General features: G+C 47.3%; 18 protein-coding genes, 2 rRNA genes and 1 pseudogene. 4 read left to right on the top strand and 17 right to left on the bottom strand.

What is annotated here, in order from left to right; translation table 11 throughout:
- Positions 1 to 85, top strand: a 23S ribosomal RNA gene (locus tag B853_RS14265); the annotation flags it as partial.
- Between the two features lie 87 nt (positions 86 to 172).
- Positions 173 to 289: ribosomal RNA gene (gene rrf, locus B853_RS14260) — 5S ribosomal RNA — on the top strand.
- 321 nt (positions 290 to 610) lie between these two features.
- Here the strand turns inward: rrf and B853_RS14255 are convergent.
- The 10 genes from B853_RS14255 to B853_RS14205 form a co-directional block, all read right to left on the bottom strand.
- On the bottom strand, positions 611 to 1,600 hold the full coding sequence (locus B853_RS14255; protein ID WP_038884136.1) for a sensor domain-containing diguanylate cyclase: 990 nt from the start codon (positions 1,598 to 1,600) through the stop codon (positions 611 to 613).
- 202 nt (positions 1,601 to 1,802) lie between these two features.
- The gene (fis, locus tag B853_RS14250; protein ID WP_000462885.1) at positions 1,803 to 2,099 is read right to left on the bottom strand and encodes a DNA-binding transcriptional regulator Fis; all 297 of its coding nucleotides are present in this window, start codon (positions 2,097 to 2,099) and stop codon (positions 1,803 to 1,805) included.
- Positions 2,100 to 2,122: 23 nt separating this feature from the next.
- Positions 2,123 to 3,091: a tRNA dihydrouridine synthase DusB gene (gene dusB, locus B853_RS14245; RefSeq protein WP_038884139.1), complete on the bottom strand. Its 969-nt coding sequence runs from the start codon at positions 3,089 to 3,091 to the stop codon at positions 2,123 to 2,125.
- A gap of 139 nt (positions 3,092 to 3,230) precedes the next feature.
- Positions 3,231 to 4,118: a 50S ribosomal protein L11 methyltransferase gene (gene prmA / locus B853_RS14240; protein ID WP_038884135.1), complete on the bottom strand. Its 888-nt coding sequence runs from the start codon at positions 4,116 to 4,118 to the stop codon at positions 3,231 to 3,233.
- Positions 4,119 to 4,248: 130 nt separating this feature from the next.
- The gene (accC, locus tag B853_RS14230; protein WP_038884134.1) at positions 4,249 to 5,592 is read right to left on the bottom strand and encodes an acetyl-CoA carboxylase biotin carboxylase subunit; all 1,344 of its coding nucleotides are present in this window, start codon (positions 5,590 to 5,592) and stop codon (positions 4,249 to 4,251) included.
- 14 nt (positions 5,593 to 5,606) lie between these two features.
- Positions 5,607 to 6,074 carry an acetyl-CoA carboxylase biotin carboxyl carrier protein gene (gene accB / locus B853_RS14225; protein WP_038884132.1) on the bottom strand — a complete coding sequence of 156 codons (468 nt, stop codon included), beginning with the start codon at positions 6,072 to 6,074 and terminating at the stop codon, positions 5,607 to 5,609.
- 59 nt (positions 6,075 to 6,133) lie between these two features.
- Positions 6,134 to 6,583, bottom strand: coding sequence for a type II 3-dehydroquinate dehydratase (aroQ, locus tag B853_RS14220; protein WP_005448261.1), 450 nt, complete (start codon positions 6,581 to 6,583; stop codon positions 6,134 to 6,136).
- Positions 6,584 to 6,890: 307 nt separating this feature from the next.
- Complete coding sequence (gene acs, locus B853_RS14215; RefSeq protein ID WP_038884130.1) at positions 6,891 to 8,843, bottom strand: acetate--CoA ligase; 1,953 nt, start codon at positions 8,841 to 8,843, stop codon at positions 6,891 to 6,893.
- A 217-nt stretch (positions 8,844 to 9,060) separates the two neighbouring features.
- Positions 9,061 to 9,693 (bottom strand): 3'-5' exonuclease, encoded by a 633-nt coding sequence (locus B853_RS14210; RefSeq protein WP_005440406.1) that lies wholly within the window; start codon positions 9,691 to 9,693, stop codon positions 9,061 to 9,063.
- Between the two features lie 35 nt (positions 9,694 to 9,728).
- Positions 9,729 to 11,555 carry a DUF294 nucleotidyltransferase-like domain-containing protein gene (locus tag B853_RS14205; RefSeq protein ID WP_038884128.1) on the bottom strand — a complete coding sequence of 609 codons (1,827 nt, stop codon included), beginning with the start codon at positions 11,553 to 11,555 and terminating at the stop codon, positions 9,729 to 9,731.
- 239 nt (positions 11,556 to 11,794) lie between these two features.
- On the opposite strand from B853_RS14205, the pseudogene B853_RS14200 reads away from it, so the two are divergent.
- Together B853_RS14200 and B853_RS14195 are read left to right on the top strand one after the other, a co-directional pair.
- Positions 11,795 to 12,987, top strand: a pseudogene (locus B853_RS14200) (3-phenylpropionate MFS transporter).
- A gap of 136 nt (positions 12,988 to 13,123) precedes the next feature.
- Positions 13,124 to 16,555 (top strand): hybrid sensor histidine kinase/response regulator, encoded by a 3,432-nt coding sequence (locus tag B853_RS14195; protein ID WP_038884125.1) that lies wholly within the window; start codon positions 13,124 to 13,126, stop codon positions 16,553 to 16,555.
- A gap of 55 nt (positions 16,556 to 16,610) precedes the next feature.
- Here the strand turns inward: B853_RS14195 and B853_RS14190 are convergent, their stop codons facing one another.
- From B853_RS14190 to B853_RS14160, 7 genes are all read right to left on the bottom strand, one after another.
- Positions 16,611 to 17,996 carry a class II fumarate hydratase gene (locus tag B853_RS14190; protein WP_038884123.1) on the bottom strand — a complete coding sequence of 462 codons (1,386 nt, stop codon included), beginning with the start codon at positions 17,994 to 17,996 and terminating at the stop codon, positions 16,611 to 16,613.
- A 16-nt stretch (positions 17,997 to 18,012) separates the two neighbouring features.
- The gene (locus B853_RS14185) at positions 18,013 to 18,393 is read right to left on the bottom strand and encodes a hypothetical protein (RefSeq protein WP_017190957.1); all 381 of its coding nucleotides are present in this window, start codon (positions 18,391 to 18,393) and stop codon (positions 18,013 to 18,015) included.
- Between the two features lie 215 nt (positions 18,394 to 18,608).
- A complete protein-coding gene (locus B853_RS14180; protein ID WP_010444139.1) occupies positions 18,609 to 19,094 on the bottom strand; it encodes a hypothetical protein in 486 nt (161 codons plus the stop codon).
- Positions 19,095 to 19,354: 260 nt separating this feature from the next.
- Positions 19,355 to 21,082, bottom strand: a complete 1,728-nt coding sequence (locus B853_RS14175; protein ID WP_010444138.1) for a sodium:solute symporter family protein — start codon at positions 21,080 to 21,082, stop codon at positions 19,355 to 19,357.
- Between the two features lie 12 nt (positions 21,083 to 21,094).
- Complete coding sequence (locus tag B853_RS14170; protein ID WP_005448273.1) at positions 21,095 to 21,358, bottom strand: DUF4212 domain-containing protein; 264 nt, start codon at positions 21,356 to 21,358, stop codon at positions 21,095 to 21,097.
- 200 nt (positions 21,359 to 21,558) lie between these two features.
- Positions 21,559 to 22,185: a MarC family protein gene (locus B853_RS14165; protein ID WP_005428797.1), complete on the bottom strand. Its 627-nt coding sequence runs from the start codon at positions 22,183 to 22,185 to the stop codon at positions 21,559 to 21,561.
- Positions 22,186 to 22,313: 128 nt separating this feature from the next.
- Positions 22,314 to 22,949, bottom strand: coding sequence for a response regulator (locus B853_RS14160; RefSeq protein WP_038884122.1), 636 nt, complete (start codon positions 22,947 to 22,949; stop codon positions 22,314 to 22,316).
- Positions 22,950 to 22,981 lie beyond the last annotated feature (32 nt).

The raw sequence follows: 22,981 nt of genomic DNA, 5'->3' as shown, positions 1-22,981 counted from the left end.
GAGACTAGAACGTTGATAGGCAGGGTGTGTAAGCGTTGTGAGGCGTTGAGCTAACCTGTACTAATTGCCCGTGAGGCTTAACCATACAACACCCAAGGGGTTTTGATGGACTCAATGTAAGAACATTGAATGTGTTAAGAACTGAAAACAGCTTTCCGAATTAAAGAATTTGCTTGGCGACCATAGCGATTTGGACCCACCTGATTTCCATTCCGAACTCAGAAGTGAAACGAATTAGCGCCGATGGTAGTGTGGGGCTTCCCCATGTGAGAGTAGGACATCGCCAGGCTTTAAATTTGAAGAAGCCCACTCGAAAGAGTGGGCTTTTTTGCATTTGGCACAAAGTAAATTTCTCCAGCAACGAATAGCTTGCTAAAGTCGCACCTAATTCCCGTTCACCATTCTTTCTTTCTAGCTAAGAAATTAGCTACGATGCAGTGCTAACGCACTACCTCTTCGCGTAACCTACAGTTTGCCATTATTCGGCGTTCTGAGGTTTACCTCAAAGCCTTTATTGTTTAACCGTATAAAACGCGTTAGACAGCGACCTAGGTATGCATTGAGAGAAGCTAGAAATGGTGTTGATTAGTTTGAAGTAAGGCAGGGAGAGCTAAGAAACTTTTTGAATTCTTAAGTTAGTAGAGTGCTGTAACTTTACATCAGGGATGCTGCCGTGATGAAGAGTCACTTGATTGCGTCCAGAGTGCTTTGAGTAATACATGGCTTTATCTGCGTTAATCATAAGCTCTTTAGCGCTAGATACTTGCTCATCATATTCTGCAACACCAATACTCACTGTAGTACTGATCTCAATGCCATCGACTTTACATGGCGCATTTTGAATCGCGTCTCTCATTCTCTCTGCGACATCATAGGCTTGTATAGCACTGGTATTGGCTAAGATAACGGCAAACTCTTCTCCCCCTAGGCGACCGATAAAATCAGTGCCACGAATAGATCGTTGGCAGATCTTTGCTACGTGATGGATCACGTGATCTCCGGAGAAGTGACCTACTTGATCATTAATCTCTTTAAAATGGTCAATATCGATCATTATGCATGAAAAGGTCTGAGATAGCCCTGCATGCGAGCTCAGAGCCTTGTCTAGGTTGGTTAAGAATGCTCGACGATTCATTACACCAGTTAGCTCATCGGTCTCTGAGAGCGTTTTAAGGCGCTTTTCAAGCAGGTGTGTTTTCGTTACATCACGAACGGACCACATTACCCAATTTTCGTCACTATGAATGCTTTCAACAGGTTTGATGATCGCTTCAAACCAGGTTTCTTCTGGGTTCTCTAATGCCTCTAGCTCTTCTATCGGCATTAGTAGGTGGTCTTGTAAGGAGATGCTGTATTTGACGACTTTTAGTTGGTTAGTACGGACGACTTCATCAATATAGCCAACGAGCTCTGCAGCTTTGCTAGCAGACAAGACTTCACTTAGTGTGAGGTTGGTATAGCTTGAGGCATTGAAGTTTTTGGAATGATACGTGCCGCCAAAACTCTCGATATAGCGACCTTGTTCATTGAGGATAAAGACATGATCAGGGAGAGTATTTAGAATAGCATAAAGCCACTCTTCCCTTTCTTTATAAATCATGAAGTTAATTCCTTTATCCAACGTAAGCTCTTGATTATATCTGTTTAAATTGAGTTCACAATCAATACTGATCACACTTCAATGTATCAGCATTGGTTAAGACTGGTTCATAACGTGACTAAGAGCTGGTCGGATAGGTAATAAAAAAGGCTTAGCCATTGCTGACTAAGCCTTTTTTACAAAATTACTGTATGGACTAGTATTAGTTCATGCCGTATTTTTTAAGTTTCTTGCGAAGAGTACCGCGGTTGATACCCATCATAGTTGCTGCGCGAGTTTGGTTACCGCGAGTGTACTGCATGATGGTATCTAGTAGTGGCTGTTCAACTTCAGCTAGAACTAATTCGTATAGTTCTGTTACTTCCTGGCCGTTTAGTTGAGCTAGGTAGTTTTTAAGAGACGCTTTAACAGAGTCACGTAAAGGCTTTTGAGTAATCTGGTCTTGTGACGTTACTGTAGTTACTGTTAATGCTTCTGAAGTCAGATTTTGTTCGAACATATTCGGTCTAGCTCTTCTCTTAATTATGATGCAACGTTATCAAAATAACCTTCTAACGCTTCAAGTTGCAGCTCAGCTGCATCGATAGCGTTAAAGGTACGGCGAAACTCACTCGCTTGTTCATGCTCTTTTAGGTACCAACCAACGTGCTTACGCGCGATACGTGGGCCTAAGAACTCTCCATAGAAATCATGCAGAGCGTTCACATGACCAAGCATAATGGTTTTCACTTCCTCACTTGGAAGCTCATCCATCGTGGTGCCGTTTTCCAAATAGTGATGGATTTCCTGGAAAATCCAAGGACGACCTTGGGCAGGGCGTCCAATCATTAAAGCGTCAGCACCGGTGTACTCCAGTACAAACTTCGCTTTCTCCGGGCTATCGATATCACCGTTTGCGATAACCGGAATGGATATAGCTTGTTTAACTGCTTTAATGCTGTCGTATTCGGCCTCACCTTTGTACATACAGGCTTTCGTTCTGCCATGCAGAGCGAGGGCTTGGATGCCGCAGTCTTCGGCTAATTTAGCGATTTGGACACAGTTTTTGTTTTCTGTATCCCAGCCAGTGCGGGTTTTTAACGTTACAGGAACGTTTACCGCGTTCACTACCGCAGTCAAAATCTCTTTGATGATGTCTGGGTACTGTAGCAGTGCTGAACCCGCCAGCTTCTTATTCACTTTTTTTGCTGGGCAGCCCATGTTGATGTCGATGATTTGTGCACCATTTTCAACACTGAATTGAGCCGCATCGGCCATAAGCTGTGGATCGGAACCGGCAATCTGTACTGAGCGAATGCCCGATTCGCCTTCATGTACCATGCGCTGTTTCGACTTTGACGTTCCCCATAGTTTCGGGTTTGCAGACATCATTTCACTGACGGCCATTCCCGCACCATAGCGAAGACACAACTCGCGAAACGGTCTATCCGTTACACCAGCCATAGGGGCTACGATTAGATTGTTCTTAAGTTGATAGTTTCCGATTTTCAAAACGTCATCACAGTTCTGTACCAGCAAGGGCGCGCATTTTACGCATTTTTTCACTGCGTGAAAAGACTAATATTTGAGCATTTACAAATTGTTTTGTTAATTTGTATGAAATTCAGACAATTAGCCCTGAAAACCTTGTCTAGCCTTGCTTACGACCAGAGATACGACACCACTCACTTTGCTCTGCGATTGGGTCAATGTGAAGCTCGTCACGATAATGGTTCGCTACATCTTCTGCTTGAGTGTCTAATACACCCGACATCGCAAGGTCGCCATTTGGCTTCACTAGACCTTTAATGATTGGCGCTAGTTCACGTAGAGGACCTGCAAGAATGTTCGCAACCACGACGTCTGCAATTAGACCTTCAGGTTGGTTTTGCGGTAGGAACACTTCAAGTTGATCGGCAACGCCATTTCGTTCAGCGTTGTCGTGAGATGCTTGTAGTGCTTGAGGATCAATGTCGATCCCGATAACTTTTTCTGCACCTAGTTTGATCGCAGCGATCGCTAGGATGCCTGAGCCACAGCCAAAGTCGATAACCGTCTTACCTGATAGATCGAGACCTTCTAGCCACTCAAGACATAATGCAGTCGTTGGGTGAGTACCTGTACCGAATGCAAGACCTGGATCGAGCATTACGTTTACTGCGTCTGGCTCTGGAATTTCACGCCAGCTTGGGCAAATCCATAGACGTTTGCCGAACTTCATTGGGTGGAAGTTATCCATCCACTCGCGTTCCCAGTCTTTGTCTTCTAGCTGTTCTACTTTGTAAGCAAAATCGTCCGCTAGCATGTTGCTTGCTTTGATTTGAGTGATGATGAAGTTTGTATCAGCTTCTGCATCGTACAGTGCCAGAATGTCAGTATCGCCCCATAAGCGAGTCTCGCCAGGTAGAGGTTCGAATACAGGCGTATCCTGCGCGTCTAGGAATGTTACAGACAGCGCACCAGTCTCTTCCATTAGCATGTCGCCGATTTGCTCAGCGTTTTCATTGGTCGCATTGAGTTTGATTTGAATCCAAGGCATTTGTTTTGGCTCTTAAAGTGAATGAAGTGGCGCAGAGTTTACCAGAACTCTACGATTTGTTTGAGTATAGACTTTATACAAAACAAAAATGCCCACAGATGTGGGCATTTATTATGAGGCTAGCGAAGGCTTATTGTAGGCCTAGCTTCTTCTCTAGGTAGTGAATGTTTGCACCACCGTGCTGGAAGTTCTCATCATTCATGATTGACTCTTGTAGAGTAACGTTAGTCTTGATGCCTTCAATGATCATCTCGCCTAGAGCGTTCTTCATACGTGCAATAGCTACATCACGGTTCTCACCGTAAGTGATCAGTTTACCAATCATTGAATCGTAATGAGGTGGTACTGTGTAGCCTGTGTAAATGTGAGATTCCCAACGAACACCCATACCGCCTGGCGCGTGGAAGCGTTCAATTTTACCTGGTGAAGGTAGGAAACGCTCTGGGTCTTCTGCGTTGATACGACACTCAATCGCATGGCCGCGGATCTTGATGTCATCCTGAGTGAATGACAGTGGCTGACCTGCTGCAACGCGTAGCTGCTCTTTGATTAGGTCTACACCGGTAACCATTTCTGTTACTGGGTGCTCAACCTGAATACGAGTGTTCATTTCGATGAAGTAGAACTCACCGTTCTCGTATAGGAATTCGAATGTACCTGCGCCGCGGTAACCGATTTCTACACATGCACGAGTACAACGCTCACCGATGTACTTGCGCATTTCTTCTGTGATACCTGGTGCCGGTGCTTCTTCAACAACCTTCTGGTGACGACGCTGCATAGAACAGTCACGTTCACCTAGGTGGATAGCACCGCCTTGACCATCAGCAATCACTTGTACTTCAACGTGACGAGGGTTTTCTAGGAATTTCTCCATGTAAACCATGTCGTTGTTGAACGCCGCTTTTGCTTCTGCACGCGTCATAGCGATAGCTTGAACAAGTTCTGTTTCAGAACGTACAACACGCATACCACGACCACCGCCGCCACCAGAGGCTTTGATGATTACTGGGTAGCCGATACGTTTAGCGTGAGCTTTGTTTTTGTCTTCGTCGTTATCTAGTGGACCGTCAGAGCCTGGTACACAAGGAACGCCTGCTTTTTTCATAGCGTTGATTGCTGACACTTTGTCACCCATCATGCGGATGGTGTCTGCTTTAGGACCAACGAAGATGAAACCGCTACGCTCTACTTGTTCAGCAAAGTCTGCGTTCTCAGATAGGAAGCCGTAACCTGGGTGAATCGCAATCGCACCCGTTACTTCTGCTGCAGAAATGATGCGAGGGATGTTCAGGTAGCTGTCGATACCACGAGCCGGACCGATACATACTGTTTCGTCTGCAAGTAGTACGTGCTTAAGATCGCGGTCAGCTGTTGAGTGAACTGCCACAGTCTTAATACCTAATTCTTTACAAGCGCGAAGGATACGAAGTGCGATTTCACCTCGGTTCGCGATGACTACTTTATCTAGCATAAGGCAAGCCCCGCTTATTCGATTACAACTAGTGGTTGGTCGAATTCAACTGGTTGGCCGTCTTCAACTAGGATTGCAGTTACAACACCTGATTTGTCCGCTTCGATTTGGTTCATCATTTTCATTGCTTCAACGATACATAGAGTTTCGCCAGCATTTACGCTCTGACCAACTTCAACGAATGATTTCGCGTCTGGACTTGGAGAACGGTAGAAAGTACCAACCATTGGAGAAAGAACTTGGTGACCTGCAGGAACTGCTGCTGGTGCTTCTGCGGCCATTGCTGGTGCGTCTGCTGCTGGAGCCGCTGCCACTGGCGCAGGTGCTGCTACTGGAGCTGCTGCGTAATGAATTGGTGCTGGAGCCGCTGCAGGGCCACTACGGCTGATGCGTACTGACTCTTCACCTTCAGAGATTTCTAGCTCAGCAATGCCAGATTCTTCAACTAACTCGATTAGCTTCTTGATTTTACGAATATCCATCTTTTCTTTCTCTTTTATCTTGTGATTAAGACAACCCAAAGGGCTGCAGAGTGTTTGGTTTACTTTGCCTGCAATTTCGCGATTGCTGCAGACAGAGCGAATTCATAACCTTGTGCACCTAAGCCACAAATCACCCCTTCTGCTTTATCAGACAGATAAGAGTGATGACGGAACGGCTCGCGAGCGTGAACGTTCGATAGGTGCACTTCGATAAATGGGATGGCTACGCCAAGTAATGCATCACGCAGCGCGACACTGGTATGAGTGAAAGCCGCTGGGTTGATGATAATGAAGTCCACTTTGTCATATGCAGCGTGGATAGCTTCAATCAGTTCGTACTCACGATTCGATTGCAGGTGTTCAAGTTCCACCCCAGAGTTGTGAGCTTGTTCAGTCAATGCGTCAACAATCTGTGCTAGGGTGTTGTTACCGTAATGTGTCGGTTCACGCAGACCTAATAGATTAAGATTTGGTCCGTTTAGAACTAGAATCCGTGACTTTGCAGACATTATGTTGCTATCTTCCTTTATCGTGAGTGGAACGTTTATATTCCCAAATATACGATAATTCAGCACGATTTTTTTGTTAAAACCGAGCAAATTTTAAAAAATCGACCAAGATTATAGCTAATTCACAGCAATTAGCAGCAATTTACTGGTCTAATCTCCCAATGTCCCCTGTCGTTTCTGTAACCAAGTTAACAAAAACAACATAATTGCCATGTGGTTATTGTGGTTTATTTTGCGTCCACGCACAAAAAAGCCACCATATGCAATGGTGGCTTTTAGGGCTAGCGTTTAAAACAGAGGTGGGGTGTTATGCCAGTTCTGCTTTCTCTGCAATTAGCTTGTCTACAACACTTGGATCTGCCAGTGTCGAAGTATCACCTAGGTTGCTGGTATCACCCGTTGCAATCTTACGTAGGATGCGGCGCATGATCTTACCGGAGCGAGTTTTTGGTAGAGAGTCTGTCCAGTGCAGTACGTCTGGCGTTGCGATTGGACCAATCTCTTTACGTACCCAGTCTTTCACCTCTTTGTGCAGTTCGGCTGATGGGAATTCACCGTCATTAAGCGTGACGTATGCGTAAATTGCCTGACCTTTGATGTCATGAGGAATACCGACAATCGCCGCTTCCGCAATTTTATCGTGTGCAACCAGTGCTGATTCAATTTCTGCGGTACCCATGCGGTGACCTGAAACGTTCAGTACGTCATCTACACGACCTGTAATCCAGTAATAGCCGTCTTCGTCACGACGTGCGCCATCACTGGTGAAGTACATGCCTTTGAAGGTAGAGAAGTAGGTTTGCTCAAAGCGCTCATGGTCGCCGTAAACAGTACGCATCTGACCTGGCCATGAATCAAGGATCACTAAGTTACCTTCTGCTGCGGTCTCTTCAATGATGTTACCCATGTTGTCCACTAGCGCTGGTTGTACGCCGAAGAATGGGCGAGTTGCTGAGCCTGGCTTAAGATCGGTTGCACCTGGTAGTGGCGCAATCAAGATACCGCCTGTCTCTGTTTGCCACCAAGTATCAACGATAGGTGAGTTTTCATTCCCAATGGTCTTGTAGTACCACTCCCATGCTTCAGGGTTGATAGGTTCACCCACTGAGCCCATTACACGCAAGCTTGAGCGAGATGTCCCTGCTACTGCTTCGTTGCCTTTCGCCATTAGGGCGCGAATCGCTGTTGGCGCAGTGTAGAGAATGTTTACTTGATGCTTATCAACCACTTCACTCATGCGAGCTGTGCTTGGGTAGTTTGGTACACCTTCGAACAGAATGGTTTTCGCACCGTTCGCTAGTGGACCGTAAATGAGGTAAGTGTGGCCCGTAATCCAACCCACATCCGCCGTACACCAGAACGTTTCACCTTCTTGGTAATCGAACACGTATTTGAAAGTCATGGTTGCGTACACTAGGTAACCACCTGTGGTGTGCAGCACGCCTTTTGGCTTACCTGTTGAGCCTGAAGTGTAAAGAATGAATAGAGGGTCTTCCGCTTTCATTTCTTCAGGTGGGCATACATCAGAAACAACAGCCGTTGCTTCGTGCCACCAAACGTCACGGTGTTCGTGCCAATCAATGTCGCCGCCCGTGCGTTTTAGAACGACAACTTTGTCGATGGTTTTTACTTCTGGGTTCGTCAGTGCTTCATCAACGTTTTTCTTCAGTGGTACTGCGCGACCACCACGAACGCCTTCGTCAGCGGTGATAACGATTTTCGCATCTGAGTCGATGATACGACCGGACAGTGCCTCTGGCGAGAAGCCACCAAATACCACGGTATGAACCGCACCAATACGCGTACATGCCAGCATTGCGATAGCCGCTTCTGGCACCATTGGCATGTAAAGACAAACTACGTCGCCTTTGTGCACGCCTTGCTCTTTTAGCGCGTTAGAGAACTTACACACTTCTTTGTGCAGTTCATTAAATGTGAGGGTTTTGTCGTCCGCAGGGTCATCGCCTTCCCAGATGATCGCGACTTCATCGCCACGCTCGGCAAGGTGACGGTCAATACAGTTTGCAGATACGTTTAGTGTGCCGTCTTCGAACCAACGAATGTCGACGTGACCGGTATCGAAAGAGGTGTTTTTAACTTGAGTGAATGGCTTAATCCAATCGACAACTTTACCGTGCTCGCTCCAGAAGCCCTCTGGGTCGGTTACCGACTGCTGATACATGGCTAGGTAAGTGTCATTATCCGCATGCGTATGGTTTTTAATGTTTTCTTTTACCGGATAAACGTGGGCTTCGCTCATGGCTTCTCTCCTTGTGCCTTTAATTCTCGACCTTCGTCTTTTGTAGGGCTGTGTTCGCTCTTGGTTTATGTGTCATCAAGAACGTTGCTGTGCATATAACTGTCAGTCACAGCGCGTATTTCCACAATTAGACTTTAGGATGAGAGTGAGGAATGCGCCGCGATATTGCTGAAATAAAAGCGATTGTGGGAGGTGGATCGAAAGCCGAGTCTTAAACCTATTGGGTATACGGTACGCTCAGGTTAGGTAAATCGCCTTTGGTCAGGCGTACATACACTAAAGCGGCGGATTTTGCGTCTTGCAGGGCATCGTGTTTGTCTTGAATCGGCAGTTCAAGGTGCTTACAAATTGCATCAAGACTTAAGTCGAAGTAGGCGTTAGGCAAATGACGTTCGAGCTTATCGTGATAAATCTGGCTAACCTCGATTAATGGGTTGGGCAGTGGAAAACCTAAATGCCTCAGACAGGCGAGGTCGAGGATCTTTTTGTCATAGCGAATGTGGTAGCCGACTAAAGGACGATTGCCGATAAAGTCGAGCAGCTTGATGAGTGCTTCTTTTTCGCTGATGCCATCCACCAAATCTTGGTGGCGGATATGGTGAATTTTCACTGAACCTGAATCGAGTGATTGCGGGGCGCGAAGTCGAACTTCGAACGGTTTGCTGGTAATGATGCGATTATCGATGATTTTGGTCGCAGCGATGGTCACCAGCTCGGCTCTATTTGGATCCAAGCTGGTGGTTTCGCAATCGAGAGAGACAAACTCGCCTTTTTGTGGCGAACAAAACAGTGGCTGATAAGGTGAGCCTTTCAGCTTGTAATGCCAGTATTTCCTTTGTAGCCAATTCATCCCTGTTACCTCTCGTCTTATTTGCCTAAAAGACTCTAATCACGGATTTGATAATGGAAGCCTAAGAACTGCTTAAACTTCTTCACCACGTGTAAGCTGTGGCGTAGCAGGTCTCGTTCTGTCCTGTCTAACTGTTTGATGTCGATGTTGTTCAATGCTTCTTGCTTACTCAATTGCTGGTTCAAACGGATCTTGAAAAACAGCTTCAGCGCCTCATTGAGGTTATCGGCGGTTTCTGGTTCTAAGATACGTTTGTTTCTCAGTGCTTCGATACGCTCGAAGGTGTTCTTCTCTTCAATCGCGTATTCCAATGCCAAGGTGCGAATACCATGCACGATTGGGAAAATGCCACCACGCTTAATATCCAGCCCGTCTTTAGCACTTTTTACGTTGCCAAACAGAGTAAGAGGCACGGAAAATTGCAGTGCAGGGCGAGTGAAATCGGACAGAATCAACATACGATCTTTCATGCTGTCTCTAAGGTGCTCGGCGATTGGCGTGAGCAACTCTCGATTGCCCGCGACCGCATGAGCGTCACTGAAGATGGCTAAATCCATGATTTGTTCTGGCTGCGCTTTAGCAATCCAACCATCGAGCGTTTTAATCCATTCTTGCTGCGTTCGGACCCACTTCGGATTGTTAACCATGACTTTGCCAGGGCAGAGTGGGTAGCCCAGTTGCTGCAAGGTGTGGGTGAGGGTTTGCATCACTTCGGAGCAATGTTCCCATTCCAACCCATCTTGGATGATCAGCGCATTGTCTTGATCGGTTTTGAGGATTTGTTCTCCACGACCTTCCGAGCCAAGCACAATCAAACAGCAGTGATCGTGCAGTGCTGGTGGCACCACAAGCTCAAACGCTCTTTCGATGATTTGTTCGTTTACGGCGGATATCAGCTCCATGATGAAGCGAGTGCGGATGCCATTGGTCAGCAAGCTATCCACCAACTGACGCTGTCGATTGGAAGCAAGGGCTAACTCTTCCACGCTACTGGCTCGTGCAATACTGAGTGTCAGTACGTGTGAGTGAGTGGAAAACGCACTGAGGATCTGCGTCATATCCAACATACCGACCGCTTGATTGCCTTCGCACACCATGAGACGTTTCATGCGATTTCGTGTCATGGTGATCATGGCGTTAAACAAGAAGTCACCATCATCTACGTGATAAACAGGGAAGGTAGCAATCTCACTCACTGGCGTATCGAGTGGGTGGCCGTCAAGCATCACGGCATGAAGCATATTGGTTCGAGTCACTATCGCGTAGGGATGCGCCGATGGATATTGCTCTAAGCGCGGGTCCTCTTGGCTAAGCTGAACCAAAGCAGCATCGATGCCATTGTCCTTGAGTGTTTTGGTGACCTGATTAATTGGCATATCAGGTGCCAATAGCATTGGTGGATGATAGATGCTGCTATCGACTTTAGTCAGAATGAATTCGGCAAGGTTTTGCTGCTGTTGAGCCGCTTCAATGAGGGCTTGGCGTTTCGATAAGTTGTTATCGAAGTAGGCGGCGAACTGTCCGTTCTCGTTATACAGCTCAAGAAACACGTCTTTGGGCAGCAAGTACGACAGGGTATCCTCCAGTGCCACATACTGATGGCGGACGCTTCCTTCGAACAACGAACGTACATCAAACATATCGTCGTTAGCGTAGTGAGCAAACACTTCGTCTTGATCTTTTGAGCGCTCTTCCACTGCGCCTTTAATCAGTACGTGCAGATGAGGATTGTCTTGCCCACAAGCTAAGATGACATCTCGCGTTCGGTAATACGCCACATCTAGAGATGAGCGCAGTCGATTTTGCTGTGCGTCGTTCAGGCGGTCGAACGGTGGAGATTGCATATTAAATTTGTCAGGCATGAGAGCACCTAAATTTGGTGGGAACACATTCTAAGTCTGACAAATTTCCCTGCCGAAGCCAGACGACTTTGGTCTAAATCGTCACAATCTAATTTTGCATTTCGAGAGCCTGTGCCATAGAGGAAACGGTAAGTTGCCGATTCTTCCCTTTTTCTATTACGCATTGCGATCCATAATTCCGCGTCCCAAACGTTTACGTGGTGGAAGTCTTTAGTTTTGTCGTTTTTAGGATATCTGTGATGTTGAAACCCTCTCCGTATGGCTGGATTTCCCAGTACTTTCTCGGATTCTTTTTTGCGTATGGCGTGTATCTGCCATTTTGGTCATTGTGGTTTAAAGAGCAGGGCGTTTCTCCGACAGACATCGGCCTGTTAGTCGGGCTGGGTTTAGCTACACGTTGTGTGGCGAATATGGTCATTACGCCACGTTTGCATAAGGTTGAACACATCATGCCAGCGCTACGCTGGTTAAGTCTTGCTGCCCTTATTTTTGTTGGCTTCCACTTTTTCACCGGCGGCAACTTCTGGTTAATGGCACTCGCCACTGTCTTGTTCAATTTGTGTTGTGGTCCTGTGGTGCCTTTATCTGATGCCATGGCAAACTACTATGCGCGTTTGAAGATGCTCGATTACGGTCGTACCCGCTTGTGGGGCTCTATTGCTTTTATTGCTGGCTCAACGGTGGTTGGGTATTTAGTGGCAGAATTTGGCTCTGATATGATTCTCTATACGGCAATGGCTGGGGTATTCATCTCGCTATTGTTTGTTATGCGTAATACCAACCCAATGCCTGTGACCCGCGGTGACCAGCATGCTGAACGTCCAAAGCTATCAGCACTACTTACTGATAAACCTGTGGTGAAGTTTCTTGTGCTGGTGGCGTTAATACAAGGTAGTCATGCGGCGTACTATGGTTTTAGTGCCATTCACTGGAAAGCGGCAGGTCATTCTGAAGATGTGATTGGTTACTTGTGGAGCTTAGGTGTGGCAGCTGAAGTTGCCGTGTTTGCGTTGAGTAAGCGCCTGTTTGCAGGTTGGTCTCTACGGACTTTGTTTGTGATTGCTGCCGGTGGCGTGATGCTGCGTTGGGGCATGACAGCCACGACGACTTCTATCTTCGCATTGGTGGTCGTGCAAATGCTTCACGGCGTGACGTTTGCGATGGCACACATTGCCGCAATTCAATACATCCAAAACTCAGCAGAGAACAAGATGGTGGCATTGCAGGCGTTGTACAATGCGATTCCACTTGGTGCGTTTATCGCACTAATGACGGTGATCAGTGGCTGGGGTTACGAGCACTGGGGGGGGCGAGTATCTTCTGGTTGATGGCTGCGATGGGTTTTGTTGCGTTGTTCATCAAAGTTGAGTCTCAAAATGATGAAAGTAATGTGGTAGACCTATCAGCCAATGCACCTGAAGCACAGAATTAAGCTTCTGTGACAGAGATTAAAAACTAACCTTTGTCTCTGTTGTGAAAGCAGTGTTAAATGAAACCTCTCCCTTATGGAGAGGTTTTTTTTATTCTCTTGCTTTAAAAACAGCAAGAAAGGCAAGAAAGGATATCGAATGCAAGGATGGCTAGTGATTCCCGTTTCTTTGGCGTATTTGGGAATCCTGTTTTTAATCGCTTGGTATGGTGACAAACAAAAGAGATGGTTAGCACGCTGGCGACCATGGATCTACAGTTTGTCGATTGCGGTGTACTGTACGTCGTGGACCTTCTACGGCACGGTCGGACAGGCGAGCAACAATCCTTGGTCCTTCTTACCCATCTACATTGCGCCGATAATCGTGTTTACCATCGGCTGGCGCGTTCTCGCTCGGCTTATACTGATTGCCAAGCGTGAGCACATCACCTCAATCGCTGACTTCATTGCTGCCCGCTATGGTAAATCGCAAGGTTTGGCGGTGGCTGTTACCTTAATTGCCGTGGCGGGTATTCTGCCGTATATCGCTTTACAGCTCCGTGGCATCACTATGGGATTAGAAATCATTGCGCCAGATTTGGCTTCTGATCTCAGTTATCAAAACTATAGCGTGTCTTGGGTTGTGGTTGGTGCGATGGCGATCTTCACCATGCTGTTTGGTACGCGCCATATCGATAACACCGAACACCACCGCGGCATGATGATGGCGATTGCGTTTGAATCGGTGCTCAAGCTGGTGGCGTTCTTGGTGGTGGGCGTGTTTATTGTTTGGCTCGCGATGGATACTGAGAGCTTCCATCTCGCTGATATCGCCACTGAAACCTATGAGTCGCCAAATATTCCGACTTTGTTGATTCATACCATTCTGACCATGTTGGCGATTGTTTGTTTGCCACGTCAGTTTCATACCATGGTGGTTGAGAATGAACGCGCGCAAGACCTACATGTCGCCCGTTGGCTATTCCCACTGTATCTGATTCTGATGGGCATCTTTGTTTTGCCGATCGCGTGGGTAGGACAAAGCCTGTTGAGTGGCAGTCCTGCTGATACCTACGTGATAAGTGTGCCGATGGCGGTGGGTGCAAATGACATTGCGTTGCTGGCATTCTTGGGTGGTACTTCGGCGGCAAGTGGTATGGTTATCGTCTCGACCATTGCCTTAGCAATCATGGTATCGAACGATTTGGTGATGCCGCTGATTCTGCGCCGGATGAAGTTATCAAAACGCAATCATCACCACTTTTCTACGTTGTTGTTACGTATACGTCGTGGGCTTATTCTGCTTCTTTTGATTGGCGCATGGGGATTTTATCAGGCTTTAGATAGTATTCACTCACTCTCCGCAATAGGGTTTCTCTCGTTTGCAGCGATTACCCAGTTTGCTCCATCTTTGATTGGCGGCATGTACTGGCGTCAGGGCAACAAAAAGGGCGTGTATGTTGGTTTGCTGGTGGGTTTCACCATTTGGTTGATTACTTTAATGAGCCAAACCGACATGCTAGCGGGCGACGCAACCAATAACTTACTAATTTGGCTTATCACACCGCCTGATTTATTGGCAGGCTTTGGCATTGCCGTTTCTGATTGGGGCATGATCCTTAGCGTGGTGGCGAATACCGCATGTTTTGTCGCCGTATCACTAGCCACGCGGCCAAGCATAAGTGAACGCTTACAATCAGCATCATTCGTTGGCACACCTTTGCCTGAGAGTGAAAATATCAGCTTGTATCAGAGCCGCGTGACGGTTAGTGAGCTAGAGATGCTAGCCTCTCGATTTGTCGGACGCACGCGAGTGAAATCTGCCTTCCAAACCTATTGGAGCCAGCAACGAGAAGAGCTACTTCCTAACCAACAAGCCCCCTCTACCTTGATTCGACATACTGAGCGCGTACTTGCCGGTGTGTTTGGTGCCTCCTCTGCTAAGTTAGTACTTACTTCTGCGTTGCAGGGCAGAAACATGCAACTTGAGGAGGTGGCGACTATTGTTGATGAAGCCTCTGAACTATACGATTTCAGCCGTGGTTTACTGCAAGGGGCGATTGAGCATATTGGACAAGGTATCGCGGTTGTCGACAAGCAATTGAGGTTGGTGGCGTGGAACCAGCGTTACCTTGAGTTGTTTGTCTTCCCGCCGGGGTTGATTCAGGTCGGGCGTCCGATTGCTGAAGTCATTCGTCATAATGCTGAGCAGGGGTTGTGTGGTCCGGGTGACCCCGAAGATCACGTTCGTCGCCGTGTTTATCACCTTGAACAAGGCACGCGACATACCTCTTCCCGTGTACGTCCTGACGGCCGCGTGATTGAAGTACAAGGTAACCCGATGCCCGGTGGTGGCTTCGTAATGAGTTTTACCGACATCACCGTGTTCCGCGACGCTGAGCAAGCTCTGAAAGATGCCAATGAGACACTAGAAGAACGTGTTCGTGCTCGTACTCGCGAGTTGGAACAATTGAATAAACAGCTGGTGGCTGCGACGCAGCGTTCTGAGCATGAGTCACAGTCTAAGTCGCGCTTCTTAGCGGCGGTGAGCCATGACTTGATGCAGCCGCTGAATGCCGCTCGTCTGTTTGCTTCTTCGTTGTCGGAAGTTGCCAAAGACAGTGAAACCCAAAAGCTGTCGACCCACATTGAGAGTGCATTAGGCGCAGCAGAAGATTTGATTGGTGATTTGCTGGATATTTCGCGTTTGGAATCGGGCAAGCTGGACGTCAATGTGCATGGCTTTGCGGTTAATGATGTATTGGCAAACTTGAATGCGGAATTCAGTGCGCTGGCGAAACAACAAGGTATTGAGTTCACCATGATCCCATCGTCTTTGATGGTGAAATCCGACCCGAAATTGCTGCGCCGTGTTGTGCAGAACTTTCTTACCAATGCGTTCCGTTATAGCCCGAATGGCAAAGTGGCGCTTGGGGTGCGTCGCGTACAAGGGCGAGTGCGTATTGATGTGTGGGATAACGGAATGGGTATCGAAGAAGAGAAGCAACAAGAGATCTTCGAAGAGTTTAATCGTGGTACTCAAGTCCGTTCTGACCAAGGTTTGGGGCTAGGCTTAGCCATCTCGAAAGGTATTGCTCAAGTGCTGGGGCATGAAATCTCGATGCGTTCTTGGTTTGGTCAAGGCAGTGTGTTCTCTATTACCTTAGATAAAGCAGAGAAGGTACATATTCCGGCGGTCAAAGCGGTGAAGAGTGCACAATCTGACTTGAGCCATATCCGTGTTCTATGTGTTGATAACGAGCCAGATATTCTGGTCGGGATGGAAAACTTACTCTCACGCTGGGGCTGCGATATTCGTATTGCGACTGATATTGTCGAGAGTCTTAAAACATTGGAGGACGACTGGCTGCCTGATGTGATTTTCTCCGATTACCGTTTAGATAATGGACGAACGGGGTTGGAAGTGTTGCAGCAATGTCGTTTGCGTCTTGGTGACCGCTTTGAAGGGGTGATCATCAGTGCCGACCGAACCGATGACATGATGGAAGGAATTAAAGCCAACGGGTTCAGTTTTATTGCCAAACCAGTTAAGCCTTTGAAACTGCGCTCGGTACTTAACCGAGTCGCCTAGGAAAAAGACCTCCGCTTGGAGGTCTTTTGCTTTAAAGGGGTGATCGGCCAGTGGCTTATTCTGCCACCCCGCCTTGAGTCAGTTTGGCTGGTTCGAGCAGTCTTTCTAATGTTGCACGATCCAAGTCCGTTTCTTCTTCTGCGACATCAATGATCGCGCGACCTTGTTTGTAGGCTTTCTTCGCCACTTCGGCTGCTTTTAGGTAGCCAATCACAGGGTTAAGTGCGGTGACCAGAATCGGGTTCTTCGCCAATGCAACATCAAGGTTGTCTTGGCGCACTTCAAACGTCGCGATGGCTTTGTCTGCCAAAGCTACGGTGCTGTTCGACAGCAGTTCAATGCTTTCTAGTACATTGTGAGCTATCACTGGCAGCATCACGTTAAGTTGGAAGTTACCCGATTGACCGGCAACGGTAATGGTCGCGTCGTTACCAATCACTTGGGCAGACGCCATGGCCGCTGCTTCTGGAATCACTGGGTTCACTTTGCCTGGCATGATAGAAGAGCCCGGTTGCAAACCTTGCAGTTCGATTTCTCCCAAGCCTGCTAGTGGACCTGAGTTCATCCAGCGAAGATCGTTTGCGATCTTCATGATCGCAACTGCTGCTGTTTTGAGCTGTCCAGATAGGGCAACGATCGCATCCTGACTACTGAGATTGAAAAAGAAGTTTTTGCTGGAAGAAAATTCGATGCGCGTTGATTGCGCTAAGTTATCAGCAAAGAGATCGGCGAAGCGTGGATCGGCGTTGATCCCTGTCCCCACCGCTGTTCCGCCTTGGGCTAACGCTTTCACTGCTGGCAGTGTTTGTTCGATGGCTTGTTTGGCGTGTTCGATTTGGAACTGCCAGCCACCAAGCTCTTGGGCGAAGGTAATTGGCATCGCATCCATGAGGTGCGTACGACCTGTTTTCACCACATCTTTCAGTGCTTGTTGCTTGGTTTCTAGAGTTTCACCTAAGTGAGACAGTGCTGGCAGAAGTTGCTTTTCAATCGCAATCGCAGAGCTGACTTGAATCGCAGTAGGCACTACGTCGTTACTGCTTTGACCCATGTTGACGTGATCATTTGGATTGACCGTTCCACCTAGGTGTTCAGACGCCAATGTTGCAATCACTTCGTTGGCATTCATGTTTGAGCTGGTGCCCGAGCCGGTTTGGAATACATCGATAGGGAATTGGTCTAGGTGTTTACCATCAATGATTGCTTGCGCAGCATCGGCGATGGCATTGGCAATATCACCTTCTAGCAAGCCAAGTTGAGCATTGGTGAGCGCAGCGGTTTGTTTGATGTGCGCGAGTGCTTGGATAAAGCCAGTCGGCATAGTGTGCTTGCTAAAAGCAAAGTTATCGACAGCGCGTTGAGTTTGGGCTTGATACAAAGCGTTGGCTGGGACTTTGACTTCGCCCATGCTGTCTGCTTCGATACGGAATTCCGTGGTCATGGTAGGTTCCTTTTGTTTAATCGAGTGGCGTCTGTATCAGACGTAATTGTTGTTGTAATGAGAGAAATTTCACATCGCCATCCTCAAATTGGTAGTAGTAACGTTTGAGACAAAGTAGCGGAGTGTGAATGGAATCGAGGCAAACTCGGCGGAAGATGCGGCTACGAGCAGGGTCTTGAATGGCATCAAGTAGATGGAAGTAAACCTGACGCAAATACAGTTCGCACAGCAACAGGTTCTCGTGCTCAGCATCGTGATCGTAGATGGACGACAGCACCATGCCCCAATGGATGTAATCATGAATCACATCAGGTTCGAAGCCGCTTGGCGCATACACATGAAGGAATCGGTCTTGCGCTTTAAAAAAGGCGTTGTAGATGGCTTGGCTGCTGTCCATAGTTACCTCGACAGTTAAGATAATGATAATTATTATCAATTAATTGTCGATTAGCAACCACAGCTTTTTTGAGGAAATAACACAACAAAAAAAGCCGATACTCGGACTCAGTATCGGCTGAAGTGGGTGAGCTCAATCCCTACAATTAAGCTCGGTATTCTTTCGCGAGATAAGGTCGGCTCAAATGCGTCTTCAAGCCTTATGGAGCAGGTAAGTTATTTGTCCGTAAACAAAGTCTCGTATTTCACAAATGCTGTTTGCGTTTCACCGTAGTAGAGTGTGCCTTCAGATTGAATCGCAACACGTAACCAGCTGTCTGCTGATGCAGGCTTAGGCAAAGTGATACTCCAGTTCTGCCCTGCTTGATCGGTTTGTGTCATGTCGATTGGCTGTGCGTTTTGCTCTTGGCTATCCACCACTGACAGCTTCACCCCTTCTAGTGGATAAGCCGCATGCAAAGACAACTCTAAGCTATCTTGAGTCAGCTTTTCTGAGCGAAACTTCACTTTAAAGTCGCCGTTCTCCATATCACACAAGCCACTGGTATAACGGCAATTCGACTTGCTGATCAGCTTGTAGCTTTCCCCTTCTTTAGCTGCATGAGGCTTTTCACTCAGAGCCATGTCAGTACCGAAATAAGCGATCAAAGACAGAATTGGGGCTATCAACAGAGCGATAATAAAGTGCTTGTTTTTGAACATAAAATACTAATCCCATCAATTATCTGTTCATTTTTACTGGCTAAAATCGCTAATAACTTCGTTAAAGATTTTGAAGTTAGAGCAACTAGCTTGCTGCAATCTTTGCCTTGTTCTAAGCGATTTTTTCAGCGTAACCCCTGAACATATAATCAATGGCATTGGTATGCTTCCTTGCTACGGTTCAGGGAATCTCTAATTATTAGAATAAGTTAAGTGAATAAAAAAGCCCCAAGTGGGGCTTTTGTGGTTTGGGTTATATTTTAGTGGTCTACCGCACCGCCAGCGCCTGCTGGTACACGTACGTGCTCGACAAGGTCTTTTACTTCTTGTGGTGTTTCTGCTGTTACTCTTGATACACCGAATGCCACAACAAAGTTAAATACCGCACCAATTGCACCAAATGCGTTTGGCTCGATGCCTAGGAACCAGTTCTGACCCCAGCTTTGTAGGTAAGTCCAATCAGACACAAATAGGATGCCTTTGTGTTGGAACACGTAGAATAGCGTGATACTGATACCAGCAATCATACCTGCGATTGCGCCTTCTTTGTTGATGCTCTTACTGAAGATACCCATCATCAACGCAGGGAAGATGGAAGATGCTGCCAGACCGAAGGCGAGGGCTACCGTACCGGCGGCAAACCCTGGTGGATTCAAGCCTAAGTAACCGGCGACTGCGATGGCGACCGCCATGGAGATTCGACTCGCGAGCAGCTCTTTCTTCTCGGATATGTTCGGATTTATCACACCTTTGATTAAGTCATGGGATATCGCGGACGAGATAGCCAGTAGTAGACCCGCAGCCGTCGATAGTGCTGCCGCCAGACCACCTGCTGCGACAAGTGCGATAACCCAGTTAGGTAGCTTAGCAATCTCTGGGTTTGCCAATACCATGATGTCTCGGTCAACTTTCAGCTCGTTGGTTGCTGGGTTCGACGTGTACTCAATCAGACCGTCGCCATTCTTGTCATCAAAGCCTAGTAGACCTGTTTTCTCCCAGTTCTTGAACCAGTCAGGGCGCTCATCATAAGCAAGGTGCTGACCAGGAGCTGGGTTAACGGTATCCATTAGGTTTAGACGCGCCATTGCTGATACTGCAGGTGCTGTTGTGTAAAGGATAGCGATGAAAACTAGCGCCCAACCTGCTGATGTACGAGCATCACGAACCTTAGGCACGGTAAAGAAGCGAATGATTACATGTGGTAGACCCGCAGTACCGATCATCAGTGACATGGTGTACACGAACATGTTTAGTGTGTCGCCACGAACTTGGGTGGTGTATTCACTAAAGCCGAGCTCGGTGACCACTTGGTCGAGCCTATCGAGCAGATAGACATCGGTGCCTTGGATGGTACTACCCAGACCGATCTGTGGTAGTGGGTGACCTGTTAGTTGCAGAGAGATAAAGATTGCAGGAATAGTGTAAGCTAAAATGAGTACGCAATATTGAGCAATCTGCGTGTAGGTAATGCCTTTCATGCCGCCCATAACCGCGTACATGAATACGATACACATACCGATCAGTAGACCCGTTGAGTAATCCACTTCTAGGAAGCGACCAAACGCCACGCCCACGCCTTTCATCTGACCGATAACGTAAGTCACCGATGCGATGATAAGACACACAACCGCTACGATACGCGCTGCATTAGAGTAGAAGCGCTCGCCCACGAACTCCGGCACGGTAAACTTACCGAACTTACGTAGGTAAGGAGCAAGCAGAAGTGCAAGCAGTACGTAACCGCCTGTCCAGCCCATCAGGAATACAGAGCCGCCGTAACCCATGAAGGCAATCAAGCCTGCCATTGAGATGAACGATGCCGCTGACATCCAGTCTGCTGCGGTTGCCATGCCGTTAGCGATCGGGTTGACACCGCCGCCTGCTACATAGAATTCTTTGGTTGAGCCCGCACGCGCCCAAATCGCAATACCGATGTAGAGGACGAACGTTGCGCCAACCACTAGATAGGTAATAGTTTTCAAATCCATCTGAGTTACTCCTTACTCATCTACGCCGAATTCACGGTCGATTTGGCGCATTTTCCACGCGTAGTAGAAAATAATACCTAGGAAGGCATAGATGGAGCCTTGTTGAGCAAACCAGAATCCTAGTTTGTATCCACCTAATTGAAATTGATTAAGTACGTCGACAAATAAAATGCCGCAGCCGAAAGACACTACGAACCAGATGACCATTAGGGTAATCATGAGTTTCACGTTCTTGTCCCAGTAGGCTTTGGCTCTTTCTTCGCTTTCAAATGCCATTGCCGTCTCCTTACGATTGGTATTGTTGTTAAAAAAATGTTTCAACATGTACATTAGCAAGGTGTTAGCAAGAACTCTTTTCAACTTTAGTCGGGACGCCAAAAAGCAAAAACGCCCGTTTTTAGGGCGTTTGAGAAGAAGCAGGAATAAAAGTGTGATGTTAATTTGATGTTAAATTAGCCAAAGGTCTAAGAGTTTTATCAATTAACATAGAAATCTTTTATACCAAGTAGCAAATTATTCAGTGCAACAGCAGCAAGGATAAGCCCCATTACGCGGCTGATGATGGCTGCGCCTACGTTACCAATCACTTTTTGAATCGTGTTTGCACCCAGTAACAAGAAGAGGGTAACCAGCAACACCGCCATCATGACACCAGCAGTCATCGCCTGATCAACAAAAGAGTAACGGTTGTTGTCGGTGAGCATCACGATAGCCATCATGGCACCTGGTGATGCAATTGAGGGAATAGCGAGAGGGTAAACGGCTAAGTCAGCAAGATCGGAGTGGCTGACTTCTTCACCCAGTTTTTGTTCTTGTTCTGGCTTGCTCTCACCAAAGATCATCGATAGTGCAAACAGCAATAGCACTAAACCACCAGCGGCTTGGAAGGCAGGTAATGGGATTTGCATCGCTTCCAGTAATAACTGACCGGCAATAAGAAAAAACAGCAACACACCCATCGAAATGGCGATGGCTTTTAACGCGACGAGACGACGCTGTTTTGCCGTGAGGTGTTGAGTTTGTGATAGATAAACGGGGACTGAACCAATCGGGTCAATGACGGCCCAGAGTACAACGAATTGAGTGACGAGAATACTTAGCAAAGTATGACCTCCCAGAGTTAGCGGTTTAACAGAGGGATGAAAAGGCTACATAGTGCAGCCTGTTTATTTTAACGTCTGTTGTTCTTTTTGCGTCATATAAATGTGAATTAGATATATTTACTAACACATTACTGCTCGGGTTCCATTTGCTGCAGTAGGATGACGGCTTGAGTGCGGTTCTTCACGCCCAGCTTGCGGAAAATTGCGGTCATATGGGCTTTGATGGTGGCCTCTGAGACATTGAGCTCGTAAGCGATTTGTTTGTTGAGTAAGCCATCAGAAAGCATGCCTAGCACCTTATATTGTTGAGGCGTCAGGGCGGCAATTTTTTCTGCCAAGTCATTACATGCTGCGTTATTGGTGATCAAGCCTTCTGGGAAGTATGGGTCACCATTGAGAACCTGGTTGAGGGCGTTGACCAGCTCACGCATGTCGCTGGATTTTGGAATAAAGCCGAATGCACCATGGCTTTTCACTTGCGTGACCACGCTTGGCTCTTCACTGGCAGAAACGACCACCACCGGAATATCTGGGTACTCGGCTCGAAGGTGAATCAACCCCGACATGCCATTCGCGCCTGGCATCTTTAGGTCCAATAACACCAAATCTGGGTCTTCTTCTTTTTCCAGCAACGCAAGTAGAGCATCTAGCGTATCCGCTTCAAGAAGGTTGGCCCCACTCACTGCCATGTGTACCGATTGGAACAAGGCATTTCGGAATAGGGGGTGATCATCTGCGATGATTATGGTGTAGGTCGAATCCATGACGTTAAACACTTTTGACTATTTCGTTAATG

Source organism: Vibrio rotiferianus CAIM 577 = LMG 21460, assembly GCF_002741985.1.
GTDB classification, from domain to species: domain Bacteria; phylum Pseudomonadota; class Gammaproteobacteria; order Enterobacterales; family Vibrionaceae; genus Vibrio; species Vibrio rotiferianus.
Note: the sequence above shows the minus strand (reverse complement) of the source record. Positions and strands in the feature narration are given on the sequence as shown.

Excerpts from the sequence above, each read along its gene's own strand:
- B853_RS14175 (WP_010444138.1), bottom strand. The coding sequence starts at position 21,082 with ATGGATTTGAAAACTATTACCTATCTAGTGGTTGGCGCAACGTTCGTC.
- B853_RS14205 (WP_038884128.1), bottom strand. The coding sequence starts at position 11,555 with ATGCCTGACAAATTTAATATGCAATCTCCACCGTTCGACCGCCTGAAC.
- acs (WP_038884130.1), bottom strand. The coding sequence starts at position 8,843 with ATGAGCGAAGCCCACGTTTATCCGGTAAAAGAAAACATTAAAAACCAT.
- accC (WP_038884134.1), bottom strand. The coding sequence starts at position 5,592 with ATGCTAGATAAAGTAGTCATCGCGAACCGAGGTGAAATCGCACTTCGT.
- accB (WP_038884132.1), bottom strand. The coding sequence starts at position 6,074 with ATGGATATTCGTAAAATCAAGAAGCTAATCGAGTTAGTTGAAGAATCT.
- B853_RS14195 (WP_038884125.1), top strand. The coding sequence starts at position 13,124 with ATGCAAGGATGGCTAGTGATTCCCGTTTCTTTGGCGTATTTGGGAATC.
- B853_RS14190 (WP_038884123.1), bottom strand. The coding sequence starts at position 17,996 with ATGACCACGGAATTCCGTATCGAAGCAGACAGCATGGGCGAAGTCAAA.
- B853_RS14185 (WP_017190957.1), bottom strand. The coding sequence starts at position 18,393 with ATGGACAGCAGCCAAGCCATCTACAACGCCTTTTTTAAAGCGCAAGAC.
- B853_RS14255 (WP_038884136.1), bottom strand. The coding sequence starts at position 1,600 with ATGATTTATAAAGAAAGGGAAGAGTGGCTTTATGCTATTCTAAATACT.
- B853_RS14160 (WP_038884122.1), bottom strand. The coding sequence starts at position 22,949 with ATGGATTCGACCTACACCATAATCATCGCAGATGATCACCCCCTATTC.
- B853_RS14210 (WP_005440406.1), bottom strand. The coding sequence starts at position 9,693 with ATGAATTGGCTACAAAGGAAATACTGGCATTACAAGCTGAAAGGCTCA.
- fis (WP_000462885.1), bottom strand. The coding sequence starts at position 2,099 with ATGTTCGAACAAAATCTGACTTCAGAAGCATTAACAGTAACTACAGTA.
- B853_RS14180 (WP_010444139.1), bottom strand. The coding sequence starts at position 19,094 with ATGTTCAAAAACAAGCACTTTATTATCGCTCTGTTGATAGCCCCAATT.
- B853_RS14170 (WP_005448273.1), bottom strand. The coding sequence starts at position 21,358 with ATGGCATTTGAAAGCGAAGAAAGAGCCAAAGCCTACTGGGACAAGAAC.
- prmA (WP_038884135.1), bottom strand. The coding sequence starts at position 4,118 with ATGCCTTGGATTCAAATCAAACTCAATGCGACCAATGAAAACGCTGAG.
- aroQ (WP_005448261.1), bottom strand. The coding sequence starts at position 6,583 with ATGTCTGCAAAGTCACGGATTCTAGTTCTAAACGGACCAAATCTTAAT.